Genomic DNA, 15,199 nt, shown 5'->3' with positions numbered 1-15,199 from the left:
ACCGCTAGGCGCCCTCGCTGGGGGCGGTCGCGTCGAGCAGGGCCAGCACCGCGTGCTGGTCGTACCAGCTGGCGATCTCGCGAGCGGCCGTGATAAGCGGACTGCTGGTAGGTAGGGTGCGCAGTGCCGCCGTGACTAGATCCACGCGACCGATGCCCGCGGCTTCGTCGAGGCGCAAGGCGCCGCCGCGCGCAAGACGTTCGCCGGCCATGAACACCGCGGCCTCGGGGCAGCCGTTCATGAGGCAGGCGTGCACCACGCGCTCGTCGATTGTGGCGCCACGATCCAGCAGCCGCTGGGCGAGCGCCTCCTGCACGCCCGCGGCGCGCGGGTGCGCGCTCGTGACGGTGAGGCCGAGGGTGGTGGCCCCGCCACCGTACACGTCGCAGGCCGCATTCACGTCCGCCCCGGCGTCGAGCAGGGCGGTCGCGATCGCCACAATGTTCGCCGGCGTGCGTTGCCGATAGTTCTCGACGCCGTTGGCGGCGACATAGTGCAGCAGGGTGGCACCATGCACGCGATCCGAACGCGCGTGGATGAGCGCCGGCTCCTCACGCAGCAGCACCGTGAGCGCCGCGAGATCGCCGGTGACGATCGCATCGGCCGCGCGCTCGAACCGCCGCGCATCGCTCTCCGGCGCGGCCATCAGATGCCGCTCCAGCGTGGCCCAATCGGCAAACCCGAAAATCCGTGACACCACGGCTTCCGCGACCGATCGATCGGCACCGCCGTCCGGATACGCGCGCGCCATCCAGTGCACCAGCGCATCGGCCACGCGCGGCGCGTGAGCGTCGGCCCACGCCCGCACGGTATCGGTCGCGCGCGCCTGTGTGAGCGACGCGACCCACGCGCGGACCTCATCGGCCGGTGGCAGCGGCAGCACATCCTGCGGATTGGGATACATGGCTCAGGTGGAGACGCGCACGACCACCGACGCGGGAAATCGGCTGGCAAGCGACGCGGTGAGCTGCAAGCCGGAGGCGTCGAGAGAGCGCAGACGGGGGAGCCTCGCGAGCTGGGCGACGCCCTCGTCGGTGAGGCCATTGCACGCGGAGAAGGTGACCGCCTCGAGCGAGTCCATGGCTGAGAGGAGAGCCGGCGTGCGGTCGGTGATCGTGGTGTAGCTGTTGAAGTACCGACGGAGGTGGAGGTGGGCGATGTGCTCGGTCGCCGCGTCCGTGGTGTCCCGGCAGTACATGAGCGTCAGCACCTCGAGTGCCGCACAGCGGGCGATGTGTCGATACCCATGGTCGGGCACGTCCATGGGCATGAGCTCACGCAGTGCGGGGAACTCGGGGAGCGCGGCCAGGGCGTCATCACTCACGTGTTTGCAGCTGCCGGCGAAGTTGCGGAGCGCGGGCATCGATGCGAGGGCGCGAAAGCCGCGGTCCCGCAGGTTGTGCGAGCGGCGGAGCCAGAGCCGTTCAATCGTCCGGGACTGCGCGAGGGCGACAAAGCCGTCGTCGCCACAGGTGGTGTCCTGGGCGCTGAGTGCGCGCAGCGCCGGCATCGCGGCAAGGTGCGGCATCCAGGCATCGGTCGGATCACACGCCAGCATCAACAGGCGGGGCAGCTCGACCAGCGACGCCACCCCCACCTCGCTGATGGCGCAATCGTGCAAACCGAGTTGCGCGAGCCCGTGGAGCGCGCGCAGTTGCGGCACGCCTTCGTCGGTGAAGCGGCCGCGCAAGACGAGTTCGTTTGGCGCGCGGTCGGTGGCGACGCGCATCGCGTCGTCGGCGAGACCGTGGCGATAGGCCGGAATGTTCGCGAGCGCCGCGAGCCCCGCGTTGCTGACGTGGTTCCCGCTCAGCAGCTCCCGAAACCGCGATTTCCCGGCGAGGGCCTCGATCGCGCCGTCGCCGGTGTTGGTCCACATCAAGTCGAGCCGCTCGAGTGCGTCGCACGCCGCCAGATGCGTCAGGCCGGCATCGGTCACGCGCGTCATGGAGAGGTTGAGCCGCTCCAGCCGTGGCAGCGCCCGCAAGACGCGCAGCCCCGCATCCGTCACGCCGGTCCACGACAGGTCGAGCGTGCGCAGCTGCGGCATCCGGGCGAGCTGCGCGACGCCGGCATCGGTCACCGCCTTCGCGCCCCCCAGCTGCAGATGCTCGATCGTGTCGAACGCGGCGAGTTGCTCGAGCACCGTGTCGGTGATCTGCCCGCCGCTGTCGAGCACGGCACCCGGATGCTCGGCGAGCGCCGCGAGCGCGTCAGCCCAGGTGCGTGTTTCGATGAGCAGCGCGGTCCCGTGATCGCTGCTGCCGCGCACGCGCACGGGGACATGGGCCATGAGCGCATCATCCGGCCACTGCGCTACTTCGGTGGTCAGGGCCGACCACGACGAGAACCCATGTTCGAGCGCCACGTGCCGTCGTGCGTCGTCGATGGTGAGTGGCACATCGGCACCCGGGGTGGCCGGTCGCTTGCCGAGATCGAGCTGCACGTACTCGCGCAACGAGGCCCACGCGCGGCGATGCCACGTCAGCGCGTAGTGTCGCTCAAGCGCGTCCGGGGTGCCCAGCGTGTAGGCGTCGAGCAGGGCCGACGCCTTGGCTTCAAACGCCTCGAGATGCATCGCGCGGGGGGCGGCGGAGCCAGTCATGCCTGACGCAACGACGCACGGCGGAGCCTGTCAAGCACGCCGAGCCGGATCGTGCGCCGCGCGCTACTTGCCGAGGCGAATGCGCAGCGTCGCGCCGGGCGCCAGCACGCTCCAGCGTGGCCCCACGTACCGCTCGAACTCCTGGACCAGCTCCCGCGCGTTGATGCCACGCACGACCTTGGGCCGTGCGCTCGGCGACCGGAAGAAATCCTCCCAGTGGCCAAAGAGCACGTGGTCCGGCTCGAGCGACGCGAGCAACGCGGCGGGGTAGCTCGCGTGCTGATCCCAGTTGGCCGCGCTCAGGACCACCACGGTATGCGCGGCGTGCGGCAACCGCTGCAGTTCGGCCACCGCCGCACGGATGATGTCGAGCGACGCGGCCGCGTCATGATAGAACAGGCGGAGTGCTACCGATCCATCGCGACCGAGGATATCGATGCTCCACGCGAGCGGTTCGCCCATGCGCCAGCCGTGCACTGTGCGTGGCAGCGTGGTGCGATCGGTGGTGTAGCGCCCCGGAGCGAGCGTCCAGCCGGCGACATTCGGTGCGTGACCCCACGCCAGCGCCTGCGCGCGGAGCACCGGGCCGATCGGCACGGCTTGACCCGGTGTGACCGCCACCACGCCACCAGCGGCGGTCCCCACGGCGGGGCGAAGCAGGTGGGCGACGGTCGCGCTGCCGTACACCGTGGCATGCGGCAGGCGTGGCAGCAGCGATGGCAGATCGAGCGCGTGGTCGTAGTGACCATGCCCCACCAGCACCGCGCGCACCTGTGTCAGCCGCGCGGTGGCGGTGGGGACTGCGGCGAGTCCGGCGGCGATGCGCGCGGTGTTGGGCCGCGTGCCCCACCACCAGTCGCGCAGCGCCAGGTGCCAGAGCGATGGATTGCTGTACGACGGGGGCGTCATCACCAGGCGGGTGGTATCGCGCCACGGCACGATGAGATAGCCATCCACGCCAAGTGCCACGACGTCCACCGAATCCGCGCACACGCTCGCGCAGAACGAGAGCACGCGCTGGCCGGCAGCCGGCGTGGGCGCGAAGGGCGCCGGATCACCCGCCGACAGCCACCGACAGCTGCTCAACAGGAGCAGCAGCGCGACGCCGCACCGGCGCCAGTGGCGGACGGGCGTGCGGATGTGGACGCGGGGCATGCCAGTAAAGTACCGACATGCCCCGCTGGCGTCGCGGCCGGGGGGCAGCAGACGCGTTCCGTGACCTGCGTGCGCGATCAGAACTTCACGATCGTGCGCAGGTTGGGGATGAAGCCGTTGCGCTGGCCAAAGCTGTCGAAGTGATTCACCCGCTGCAGGTCGGCCACCAACGTGACGTGCGACCCCAACGGCGCCTGACAGAACGCTTCACCGATCGTCTCCCGACCGCCGCTCCACGACGCATGGGTGACGCCGAAGCCGATCGCGTCGCTCTGACGGTGCGGCACGAGGCCGCTCGTCACGAGCCCGAGCCCCTGATGCACGTCCACGGCGGAGATGCGCGGATTGCCGCGGCCAACCTGGAAGAACATGGCCGCCGACGGCGCATCATCGGCACCGCTGTCGCTGGCGGCGCCGCGCCACAGCGTGAGGTCCATCGTGCCATACCAGCCGCCCGTGCCACGCACGGTGGGCTCCGCGTCCGCATCAGCGTCGGCGGCGGAGAACATGCCGGTGTGGCGCCAGGAGCCCAGTGATACGCGCCCGTCGAACGCCCGGCCATCGCCGCGTGACCAGCCCTGGCTGAACTGCCCGATGTAGAAGCGCGACGACGACCCGGCCATGGCGGGGGCGCCATCGCGGCCGTCGAAGGCGCCGAGGCTGAAGCGGCTGTGTTCGCGCGGCGAGACGATCACGTTGAACGCATTGATCGGCAGCGGGAACGTGGGCGCCGCGGCGATGGCGGGCGTGTAGCCCATCGACGCGTTGAGGAACGACCCGCCGTTGTCGGTGCCGGCAAATTCGGTGTTGAAGTCGAGGCGACCGGCTTTGAGGCGCAGCACGTCGTTGAAGAGGCGCTGCTCGAGCCAGATCTCGCCGGCCGCGCGGAAGTCGTCGGCATCGATATTCGAATGGTGCTGCATCAGCCCCGCGGCGCCGGAGCCGTTGGCGCCCTGCTTCATCTTGTGCTGGGCAAAGAGCGTGGCGCCCTTCCACCCGGCGAACTGCTCCAAGTCGAGCGTCGCGTTCACGATGGTATGCGTACGGGCGCCGTGCGCCGCGCTCATGCCGCTCGTGCCCCCCGACATATCGGAGATGTCGGTGAACTCGGTGGTGAGCCCCGGCAGGCGGAGCTGCGACAGCGCGATGCCCGGGCCGGCCGTGGGCACGCCACCAGCCGGCGGCCACGCGGCGGTCGTCGCCTTCGCGCTGGCGTCAACGAGCGATGGCGCCACGGCAATCACGGCCGGCACCGCAGCAGCCGCGCGGGTGCTCACCGCACTTTCCGTCGCTTGTGGCGCGTCGAGTGTTGGCACGGTCGCGGCGGGCGCGGTGGCGACGGGGGCGCTCGCGGCGGGCGTTGCCGCGAAGGCGCGGGGCGGCGCCGTCACCGGCGTGGTCGCGGTCGTCACCGTCGCGGATGCGGCAGGCTCGGGCGCCGTCGGCGCCACACTCGTCGCCGCACTCGGTGCCGCACTCGGCGCCGCCGATGCCGTCGCGAACGCGGCCGCCGGGGCGGGACGCGTCGCGGCCGACAGCGTGGGCGTCTTCACGACGGCGGCGCGCGTGGCCATCAGAGCGACGACCGCGACACCGACCAACGCGAGCGCCAGCCCGGCGGATTTTGGTGAGGGCGTAGGAGAAGAGGAGGACATTCAATTGGTCCGAAGGCAGGAATTGGCTGAGCCGCCGTCGGCTCACGCTCCCGTGAGTCCGGGAGTCCTATTCCGCTCTTCGGCGTGATCCCTCTCACACTTCACGGCCCAGCGTCTCGTCCCAGCCGCCAACGCGTTCGACGTGACACCCTTGGCCGGGCAGGCAACCCTTCCGGGCGCCGCGGCGTCTCATGGAGAGGTCCGAGAATCCCTCCCTCTCCTGCTCCCGCCCTCGTATGTCCACGCGGCTTCGCCTGCTCGCGCGACGCGCCACGATCCTCGTGGCCACGGCGCTTACCGTCGCCCTCGTCACTGGCGGGGTGCGCACCGCGGCGCGCACCCGCGGGGGCGCCCAGCTGCTCGATCAGGTGCTCTCCCTGGTGGCGCTGCGCCATGTGGATGCCCGTGCCGCCGATTCGCTGTACGAGGCGGCCGCGCGTGGCCTCGTGCGAGAACTCGGCGATCCATACAGCGAACTGCTCACCCCCGCCGATCGCGCCGCCTTCTTGCGCAGTACCGCCGGGCGCTACTCGGGTGTCGGCATGCTGCTCACCCCGCCGGTCGACGGCTTTGTGATGGTGGACAAGGTCTATCCGAACACGCCCGCCGCGGCGCGCGGCGTGCGCGAGGGCGATCGCCTGACCGCCATCGACGGCATCCCGATCCGCAACTGGAGTGTGGATCGCGTGCAAGCCAAGCTGCTCGGCGAAACCGGCACGGCGGTGCAGGTGCAGTTTCAGCGCGCCGGGGTGACGGCCCCCATCACGCATCGCTTCGCCCGCGCCGAGGTCCACGTGTCATCCGTGCCCTTCGCGATGATGCTGGGTGATGGCGTCGGGTACGTGCCGGTCACGCAGTTCGGTGAGCAGACCGCAGCGGATGTCGCGCGCGCGGTGCAGTCGCTCCAGCGACAGGGCGCGAACGGGCTCGTGCTCGACCTGCGCGGCAATCCGGGCGGGATTGTGGGCGAGGCCTTCTCGCTGGCGAACCTCTTCCTGCCGGCGGGCGAGGTGCTGCTGACGGTGAAGCAGCGCACCGGCGATGAGGTGCTGCGCGCCGAGCAGGCACCGTTGGCGCCGTCGATGCCGCTGGCGGTGCTGGTGGATGGCGGGTCGGCCTCGGCATCGGAGATCGTCGCCGGTGCGTTGCAGGACTACGACCGCGCGCTGGTGCTTGGCACCACGTCCTACGGCAAAGGGCTGGTGCAGTCGGTGTTCGAACTCGATGGCGGCTACGCTCTCAAGCTCACCACCGGGCGCTGGTTCACGCCGTCGGGCCGGAGCATTCAGAAGCCGCGGCGCTTCGATGGGAACGGGCGCTACGTGGAGATCACCCCGGATTCTCTGGAGACGCCGGCGGCGCGCCGCGCTCGCCCCACGTTCGCGAGTCGCGGGGGGCGCACGCTGTACGGCGGTGGCGCCATCACGCCGGACGTGATTCTCTCGGCGGATACGATCACCACGGCCGAGCAGCGGCTGCGACAGGCGCTGGCCCCGCACTACGGGAAGTACTTTGCGGCGCTCACGGCGGTAGCTGAGCAGCAGCGCGGTGTGGTGCGCAGCGATTTTGCCGTCCAGCCGGCTTGGCGCGCGGCCGTGCTGACGCGATTGGCCAAGGACTCGGTCACACTCGATCCCGCGCTGGTCCAGGCCGGGGCGAGCGAAATCGATCGCGCGCTCGAAGAGCGGATCGGCCGGTTGGTCTTTGGCGATTCGACGGTCCTGCGGCATCAGCTGCGCTACGACACGCAATTGAGCACGGCGCATGCGCTGGTCCGCGGGAAGGCGACGCAGATGGCGGTGTTCGACGCGGCGTCGGGGCGCGGGGGCGCGGACCACGGCTGACCGGCGTCACCGTGGTCAATGCATCGCACATCATCGGCAGCCCTGCGTGCGCTGGTGGCGCGTCGAGGGCCGCACCGTGACGGCAAGGGACAACCCGCGTCATATTCCTTGCCATGACCCAACCCATCCGCACGCTCGCGCAGGCCACCGTTCGCACCGGGCGCTACGCCCTCATTGGCGCTGAGCCCCATGAGGCGCGTCGCGTCTGGTTCGTGCTGCATGGCTATGGGCAGTTGGCGTCGCGCTTCCTGCGCCCGTTCGACGGGCTTGTGCCGGCCGATACGTGTGTGGTGGCGCCTGAGGGACTGAACCGGTTCTATCGGGACATGCCCAAGGCCGATGGCAGCCATCTGCAGAAGGTGGGCGCCACGTGGATGACCCGCGAAGCGCGCGAAGACGACATCGCCGACACGCTGCACTGGCTCGATACGGTGCATGCCGCCGTCATCGGCACGCGGCCGGTTGAAGCCGTGGGCGTCCTCGGCTTTTCGCAGGGCGTCGCCACGGCCACGCGCTGGATCGCCCAGGGGGTCGTGCGGCCAAGCGCCTTCGTGGTGTGGGCCGGTGGCCTCGCGACCGACGTGCCCCAGCAGGCGCTGCGTGAGCGCCTGCGCCAGGTGGACGTGACGTTCATCGCCGGCGATCACGACCCGTTTCTCACCGACGAATCGCGCCCGCAGGCGGTGGCCGCGCTGCGCTCCATTCAGTCGCAGGCGCGCGAGCTCACCTTCCATGGGGAGCATGTGCTCGACCCGATGACGCTGGGGCCGTTGTTGGCGGGGTTGCAACAGAAGCCGTAGCTTCTCCCGATCCCTCTCCGGAACGGGTCATGCGCCTGCCGCACCGCTTGCTCCTCGCGTCACTCGTGACGCTCGCTGCTGAATCCCTCCCCGCTGGATCGCTCGCCGCTCAAGGCCGCTGCATCCGCGCGTACGGGACGCCCGCCTGCAACACCGATTCAATTCCCGCGGTGTTCGCCAAGACGGGCTGGCGCACCACGGCGCTGGATCATATCCGCTTCAAGGTCGCCGATCCGGCCACCGAAGCCGCGTTCTACACCGCGCTCATGGGCTGGCGGGTGCGCAGCGAAACGCCGCAGCAGGTCGTGATGGACATGGGCGACTGGGGGAGTGCGATCTTCGTGCGCACGCCGGTCGACTCGTTCCCCGCGCCCGCCGCCGGTCGCGGCAATCGGGCCCCCACGCGTGCGCTCGTCGATGGGCTCGCGTTCGACATCGAGCCGTGGAACGCCAAGGCGGTCGAAGCCGCGCTCACCGCGCGCGGGCTCAAGCCCGTGGCCGTCAAGAACGGCGCGTACGAGGCATACCGCATCACCGAACCCGATGGCTTCGCCATCACGCTCGGCAACGGCAAAGGGCTCACCGCGCAACGCGCCGCCGCCAAGGCGAAGGGTACCCCCAGTGCGCCGCTCCCCTTCGCGGCGACCGGCTGGAACACCGTGTGGCTCGATCACCTGAGCTTTGGCGCGACGAACTACAAGAAGAGCGTGAGCTTCTTCGTGAACCTGCTCGGCTGGGGACCGACGTACGACGAAGGGAGCCAGAACGAACTCATGATCGGCGATGTGGGGGACATCATCGTGCGCGGTGGCAACCCACTAGACCCCGAGTTCGGCAAGGGGCCCGGGCGTCGCGGCGGCGCGATCGATCACATCTCGTTCGGGATCTCGCCGTGGGATACCGACGCGGTGAAGGACGCGCTCACGACGCGTGGGCTCCCCAGTCGTGTCGATACCAGTGACGGCATGGAGATCCATGCGGCGCAGTACAAGAGCTATCACACGACGACGCCGAACGGCTTCGATCTGCAGATCAGCTACAACACGCACGATACGCGGCTCAACCTGGCGATCGCCGTGAACCCGCGCCGGCCCGGAAACAAGTAACACATCCCGGAAAACGGATGGCGGCCCCTTTTTGGCGGGTCAGCCCCTAACGCTTCCCTCGGTCGCGTGCAGATTCCCACGGGTTCGGGAATTCACCGCCGGGGGTGAGGCATGCCGCGTAGCGCCGTTCAACATGACCGGGTTCGAGTGCGGCTCCGCCGCGCCGTTGGTTCGGTCATGGTCACCACCACTCTCGCGCTGACCGGCTGCGGCTCCGCCAGCGCCGAAGACGATCGCGACTCGGCGGATGTGCGCGGGACGACCGCGATGACCGACAGCCTCACGCGCCTCGCCAGCGCCGCGCTGGCCGCGCCCGAGCGCAACCCGTTCCTCAACCGCGCGCGCGCCGAGAAGCTGGCCACGATGCTGCGCGAGAGCGGCACCATGGGGAGCGATCTCGAGGGGCGCTATATGCTCGCGCAGGAGTACGTGCTCGCGGGGCAGTCGAAGGAGGCGATTGGCCTGCTCGAGATGCTCGCGGCGCAGGTGGGCGCGAGCGTGCACACAATCAACGCGCAGAATCGACCACTGATCGAACTGCTCGCCATCGCGAATCTGCGCTTCGGCGAGCAGGAGAACTGTCTCGATGGCACCGCCGCCAATGCGTGCATCCTCCCGCTCGAGGGCGGGGCGCAGCACAAGAAGACTGAAGGCGCCCGCAAGTCGGTAGCCCTCTATTCAGCGCTGACGCGCGCGTATCCCGACGACCTCGGCGATCGGTGGCTGCTCAACATCGCGTGGATGGCGCTGGGCGGATATCCCGACAGCATCCCGGCGCCGCTGCGCATTCCCGGGCTCGCACCGACGGCCGCGCAGCGCGCCGCGTTTCCGCTCTTTCGCAACATCGGTGGCCAGCTCGGTGTGGCGGAGAACGGGCTGTCGGGCGGGCTCGCCATTGCGGACTACAATGGCGATGGCCTGCTGGACCTCTTCGCCACCGCCTGGGGGATTCGCGACCCGCTGCAACTGTATGTCGCCAACGGCCGCGGGAGCTATGGCGATCAGGTCGCGTTGAGTGGCGTGCGCGGCATCACGGGTGGGCTCAACGTGTCGCATGCCGACTACGACAACGACGGCCGCACCGACATCTACATCATGCGTGGCGCGTGGCTCGCCGATGCGACGATGCAGCCCAGTTCACTCCTGCGCGGCACGGGGCCGGGGACGTTCGCCGATGTGACGATCCCCGCCGGGCTGTATCGCGTGGCGCCCACGCCGACAGCCGTCTGGGGCGACTTCAATCGCGATGGCTGGGTCGATCTGTTCGTGGGGCATGAATCGGATCGCGCGAAGGGCGGGCGATCGCACCCGAGCGAACTCTGGATGAACAATCGGAACGGCACGTTCACCGAGGTCGCGAAGACGGTTGGGGTGAACGTGGACGCCTTTGTGAAGGGCGCCGCCTGGGGCGATGTGAACAACGACGGCTTCCCCGATCTCTACGTGTCCATCCTGGGCGAACCCAACAAGCTGTTCGTCAACACCGGCGGTCGCTTCGAAGAGCGCGCGGCGGCGGCCGGTGTCGCGCGCCCCGTGCAGAGCTTCTCCACCTGGTTCTGGGACTACGACCAGGATGGCTGGGAGGATCTCCTGGTGCTGAGCTATGACATCGGCAACGGGCAGGCGCTGCACGATGGCGTGGCGCGGGAGTTCGTGCAGCGCGCCGGGCGCCCGGCGATCGCCGGAGATTCGCTGCCGATGTCGGTCGAGAGTTCGCGCCTCTATCGCAACAATCACGATGGCACGTTCATCGACGTGACGCGCGCGATGGGGCTCGCCGACAAGGTGATCTTTGCGATGGGCAGCGCCTATGGCGATCTCGATAACGACGGCTGGCTCGACTTCTACGTCGGCACCGGCAATCCCGATCTCCGGTCGGTGATTCCCAATCGCATGTTCCGCAGCGTGCAGGGGCGCGCCTTCGAGGAGGTTTCGCTCGCCGGCGGCTTTGCGCATATCCAGAAGGGGCACGCGGCCACCTTTGCCGATCTCGATCGCGACGGCGACGAGGACATCTACATGGTCATGGGCGGCGCCTACGAGGGCGACGTTTATCAGAACGTCCTGTTCGAGAACCCCGGCTGGCCCGGGCGGCATTGGGTGACGCTCGACCTCGAGGGCACCACGGCCAATCGCGCCGCGATTGGCGCGCGGGTCACGCTATTCACAACGCAGGCGGGCGGGACACCGCGCGTCCTCCATCGCACCGTGGGCAGCGGCAGCTCGTTCGGCAGCGGCACGCTGCAGCTCCACGTGGGGCTCGATCGCGCCACCACGCTCGACTCGCTGCGCATCGTGTGGCCCGATGCGAAGGGCACGACCACCACGCATGCGGCGCTGGCCCTCGATGCGAGCTATCGCGTGGTGCAGGGGAAGGCGCCGGAGCGGTTGACGCGGCCGCCGGTGCCCTTTGTGGCCGCTGCGGCGCCGCACGCCATGCCGATGCCCGAGCGCCGCTGAGCACCATCGCGTGTAGATTGCGGGGGTGACCCTCACCAAACTCACCATCCCCGCGCTCCTCGCGCAGTGGGCGCGTATCGTGGACGATGTCGAACGCACCGCCGGCATCACCGCCGGCGCGCGACGCGACGATCCGCAGCACGACCCGCTCGCTGACGCCGATGTGCGCCATGAACTGGCCACCCGCATCCGCGTGCGCCCGCTGACCACGGAAACGCGGGAGATGCTGCTCGAACTTGATGCGCTCTATCGGGCCGCGACCGTTCCGGTGGAGACGTGCATTCGTGGGGCGGAGCTCGCCGCGCAACAGGGGTGGACGCCGCAGCGTGAGTGGTACTACTGGCGGGTGCCCAAGACGGCGTAGTCGCTGGGCGCGCGGGCGGTTCGTCCCACGTGCAGCCCGCGGGCGGCATGGACATATCGAAAAGGGGTACCCAGTTTCGACGAGCGGCGGTGCGGTCGCGTTCGTCGGACGGTGCATCCGGGAGTCCATGTGTCCAGCGCAGCCTTGCCGATTGCCCAGCTCGCTCATCCACTCGAACGGGATGGGTTCTTTCGGAGCGTGCTTCGTGAACTTGCGGGCGTCCTCGAGGAAGTCGTCGGTCTCGATCAGGCGGAAGGTCTGGTCAGCGTCGTGGGGCAGCGTCTCGCCGATGAGATCAATGCGGGGTACCGCGACGGGCTCGCTACCGCCACACTGGACGAGGCGCAGGTGGCGGAGGTCCTCGTCGATCTCAAACGGCGCATTGGCGGCGGATTCAGTATCGAGGCACGCGATAGCCGTCGTATCGTGCTACGCAATACGGCGTGTCCCTTTGGCGCCGCGGTCATCGGGCGGCCGGCCCTGTGCATGATGACCTCCAACGTCTTCGGCGGGATTGTCGCCGAGAATCTCGGGTATGCGCGCGTCGTGCTCGAGTCCACCATCGCGAATGGTGACGGGGGCTGCCACGTGGTGGTGGAGCTCCAGCCGCCGGACGCTGAGGGATCGCTCACCGGCCGCGAATACTTCGCCCGCTAACCGGTGCCGATCAGCCGTTTTCACGACGTAGCCGATTGGCTGCCGGATCAGCTGTTGCTCGTGCATCCGGATGGCGAGATCCTCGCCGCGAATCGCGCCGCGTACCGCGCCCTCGGGTGGCGGATGCAGGCCAGGCCGGCCCAATCGCTGATGGACCTGGTCGAGGGTGATCACGAGCGTCTGCGTCGGTACTTGCACGCCTGTGCCGGGTCCCGGGAGCCCCATCCCGGACAACTTCGATTTCGGCTGGCATCGGGGCGCGTGGAGGCGTTTCAGGTGCACTGCGGGGTGCAGACGCCACGTCAGGGTGAGTCGTCGGCGAAGCTCCTGATGCGCCTGATCCCGAAGAGCACCTCCGATGTCCACTATGCGGCGCTCAATCAGCGCATTGCGCAGCTGGACCGGGAGATCCGCCGGCGGCGTGAGGCGGAAGCCGAGCGGCAACGACTCGAGTCGCAGTTGATGCAGGCGCAAAAGCTGGAGAGTCTCGGCGTACTCGCCGGCGGCATTGCGCACGACTTCAACAACATCCTGACGAGTATTCTGGGCTACTGCGACCTCGCCCTGCTGGAGTGCGCGTCCGATTCCGAAGCGTCGCGCATGGTCCGGGAGGCCGCCAATGGTGCCCGGCAGGCCGCCGAACTGACGCGGCAGATGCTGGCCTACTCGGGGCGTGGTCAGTTCGTGACGGGGCCCGTGGTGTTGTCGGAACTCGTGGAGAGCATTGCCCGATTGCTCGACGTGTCGATCTCCAAGAAGTGCGTGCTTCGGTTGGATCTCATGCCGAACCAGCCGGCCTGTATCGCTGACAGCTCGCAACTCCGTCAGGTTGTGATGAACCTGATCATCAACGCGTCGGAAGCCATCGGCGATCGCAGCGGCATCATCTCGGTGACCACCGGCGCGGTCTGGTGTGAGCGCGAGTATCTCGCCGAGAGCTTCGTGGATGAGGGGTTGCAGGAAGGGCTGTACGTGACGCTGGAGGTGTCGGACACGGGCGCGGGGATGTCGCCCGAGACGCGCGCCCGCATCTTCGATCCCTTCTTCACCACCAAGTTCACGGGGCGCGGGCTCGGGCTGGCCGCCGTCCTGGGCATCGTCCGTGGTCACGGCGGGGCCATTCGCGTCTATAGCGAGGCCGGTCGAGGCTCCACCTTCAAGCTCCTCTTTCCCGCGGCTGAGCGGGCGACGACGGTGCGCGATGTGCCCGCGTTTGTGCCGCGTCCGGGGCCGGGAGCCATGGCGCTGGTCGTCGAAGACGAGGAGAGCGTGCGCGCGGTGGCCAGCGCCATGCTGCGCCAGATGGGCTTCGAGGTCCGCTCGGCGCCTGACGGACGGGCGGCCCTCACCCTGTTCCAGGAGTACCACGATCGGGACCCCCTGGTGCTGATGGATCTCACGATGCCGCACCTGGACGGTCGCGCCACGGTTCGAGAGTTGCACCGTGACTGGCCGCACGCCCGCATCATCCTGATGAGCGGCTACTCGGAAGCCGCCGCGCTCGACGGCCTGGTGGGGAAGGGTGTCCTGGGGTTTGTGCAGAAACCCTTCCAGTTCGAGGAGCTAGCCGTCGTGATCGCTCGGGCATTGACGGTGTCGACCTAGACACACAAAGCGCACCGCGGCGGCGGGCAGTACTTTGGGCGTATGCCCGACATTCGCACGCTCCTGCTCACCGCGATCCTCGTCCTCGCGACGCTCTTTGTGGTGCGCTGGGGGCAGGCGATACGTGCGGCCGCGACGCCCGTTCGGTGGCCGACGCCGGTACAGCTGGCCATTGGCTTTCTGGTCAGCTTCTTCGACACGCTGGGGATCGGGTCACTGGCCACGACCACCACGGCGTTCCGTGCGCTGCGCATGGTGCCGGATGAGCGCCTGCCCGGCACGATGATCGTCGGGCTGACCCTCGGCGTGGTCGCGCAGGCGGTCATCTTCATCTCGAAGATTCAGATCGACAGCACGCTGCTGCTGTCGATGATCGCCACGGCGCTCGCCGGGGGCTGGTTGGGGGCCGGCGTGGTCTCGCGATTGCCGCGACGCCCCATCCAGCTCGGCATGGGCGTCGGGTTGCTCCTGGCGGCGCTCTTCATGACGATCGCGCAGCTCAACAAGATGCCCGTCGGAGGGACGGCGCTCGCGCTGAGTGGCTCGGCCCTCTGGCTCGCGCTCGGCGTGAACTTCGTGCTCGGTGCGCTGATCATGCTGGGCATCGGCAACTACGGCCCCACGTTCGTGTTGCTCAGTGCGCTTGGCATGGACCCGCGCGCGGCCTTTCCCATCATGATGGGCAGTGGTGCCTTTGCCGCATTGCTGGGCTGTCTCGCCTTCGTGAAGCGGCGCAATCAGGTGGATCAGCCGGCGTTGGGGCTCGCGATTGGCGGGATCCCCGGTGTGTTGGTTGCGGCGCTGCTGGTGACGTCGCTCCCGATCGAGCTGCTCCGCTGGCTGGTGATTGCGGTGGTGGTGTATGCGGCGCTCACCATGCTGCGGGCCGCGGTTCGCCCCGTCGCGGCCGTGACCGCGCCGATGCCCGAGGTCACGACCTGATTCGCG

At 68.9% G+C, this 15,199-nt stretch carries 12 protein-coding genes; 8 read left to right on the top strand and 4 right to left on the bottom strand.

The window, feature by feature from the left end; genetic code table 11:
• Positions 1-4: 4 nt before the first annotated feature.
• From K2R93_19110 to K2R93_19095, 4 genes are all read right to left on the bottom strand, one after another.
• Positions 5-904: a hypothetical protein gene (locus K2R93_19110; GenBank protein MBY0491959.1), complete on the bottom strand. Its 900-nt coding sequence runs from the start codon at positions 902-904 to the stop codon at positions 5-7.
• Positions 905-907: 3 nt separating this feature from the next.
• Positions 908-2,605: a hypothetical protein gene (locus K2R93_19105; protein ID MBY0491958.1), complete on the bottom strand. Its 1,698-nt coding sequence runs from the start codon at positions 2,603-2,605 to the stop codon at positions 908-910.
• A gap of 63 nt (positions 2,606-2,668) precedes the next feature.
• On the bottom strand, positions 2,669-3,760 hold the full coding sequence (locus K2R93_19100) for an MBL fold metallo-hydrolase (GenBank protein ID MBY0491957.1): 1,092 nt from the start codon (positions 3,758-3,760) through the stop codon (positions 2,669-2,671).
• Between the two features lie 77 nt (positions 3,761-3,837).
• Positions 3,838-5,415, bottom strand: coding sequence for a carbohydrate porin (locus K2R93_19095; GenBank protein ID MBY0491956.1), 1,578 nt, complete (start codon positions 5,413-5,415; stop codon positions 3,838-3,840).
• A gap of 236 nt (positions 5,416-5,651) precedes the next feature.
• On the opposite strand from K2R93_19095, the gene K2R93_19090 reads away from it, so the two are divergent.
• The 8 genes from K2R93_19090 (at position 5,652) to K2R93_19055 (ending at position 15,193) form a co-directional block, all read left to right on the top strand.
• Positions 5,652-7,259, top strand: coding sequence for a S41 family peptidase (locus K2R93_19090; protein MBY0491955.1), 1,608 nt, complete (start codon positions 5,652-5,654; stop codon positions 7,257-7,259).
• A 113-nt stretch (positions 7,260-7,372) separates the two neighbouring features.
• Positions 7,373-8,059 (top strand): hypothetical protein, encoded by a 687-nt coding sequence (locus K2R93_19085; GenBank protein MBY0491954.1) that lies wholly within the window; start codon positions 7,373-7,375, stop codon positions 8,057-8,059.
• Positions 8,060-8,088: 29 nt separating this feature from the next.
• Positions 8,089-9,165, top strand: a complete 1,077-nt coding sequence (locus K2R93_19080) for a VOC family protein (GenBank protein MBY0491953.1) — start codon at positions 8,089-8,091, stop codon at positions 9,163-9,165.
• 177 nt (positions 9,166-9,342) lie between these two features.
• Positions 9,343-11,625, top strand: a complete 2,283-nt coding sequence (locus K2R93_19075; GenBank protein ID MBY0491952.1) for a CRTAC1 family protein — start codon at positions 9,343-9,345, stop codon at positions 11,623-11,625.
• 25 nt (positions 11,626-11,650) lie between these two features.
• Positions 11,651-11,989: a hypothetical protein gene (locus K2R93_19070; protein MBY0491951.1), complete on the top strand. Its 339-nt coding sequence runs from the start codon at positions 11,651-11,653 to the stop codon at positions 11,987-11,989.
• 198 nt (positions 11,990-12,187) lie between these two features.
• The gene (locus K2R93_19065; GenBank protein ID MBY0491950.1) at positions 12,188-12,646 is read left to right on the top strand and encodes a methanogen output domain 1-containing protein; all 459 of its coding nucleotides are present in this window, start codon (positions 12,188-12,190) and stop codon (positions 12,644-12,646) included.
• A 3-nt stretch (positions 12,647-12,649) separates the two neighbouring features.
• Positions 12,650-14,251 carry a response regulator gene (locus K2R93_19060; protein MBY0491949.1) on the top strand — a complete coding sequence of 534 codons (1,602 nt, stop codon included), beginning with the start codon at positions 12,650-12,652 and terminating at the stop codon, positions 14,249-14,251.
• Positions 14,252-14,293: 42 nt separating this feature from the next.
• Complete coding sequence (locus K2R93_19055) at positions 14,294-15,193, top strand: sulfite exporter TauE/SafE family protein (protein ID MBY0491948.1); 900 nt, start codon at positions 14,294-14,296, stop codon at positions 15,191-15,193.
• Positions 15,194-15,199 lie beyond the last annotated feature (6 nt).

This window comes from Gemmatimonadaceae bacterium (genome assembly GCA_019752115.1).
Taxonomy (GTDB): domain Bacteria; phylum Gemmatimonadota; class Gemmatimonadetes; order Gemmatimonadales; family Gemmatimonadaceae; genus Gemmatimonas.
This window is presented reverse-complemented; position numbering and strand designations above follow the sequence as displayed.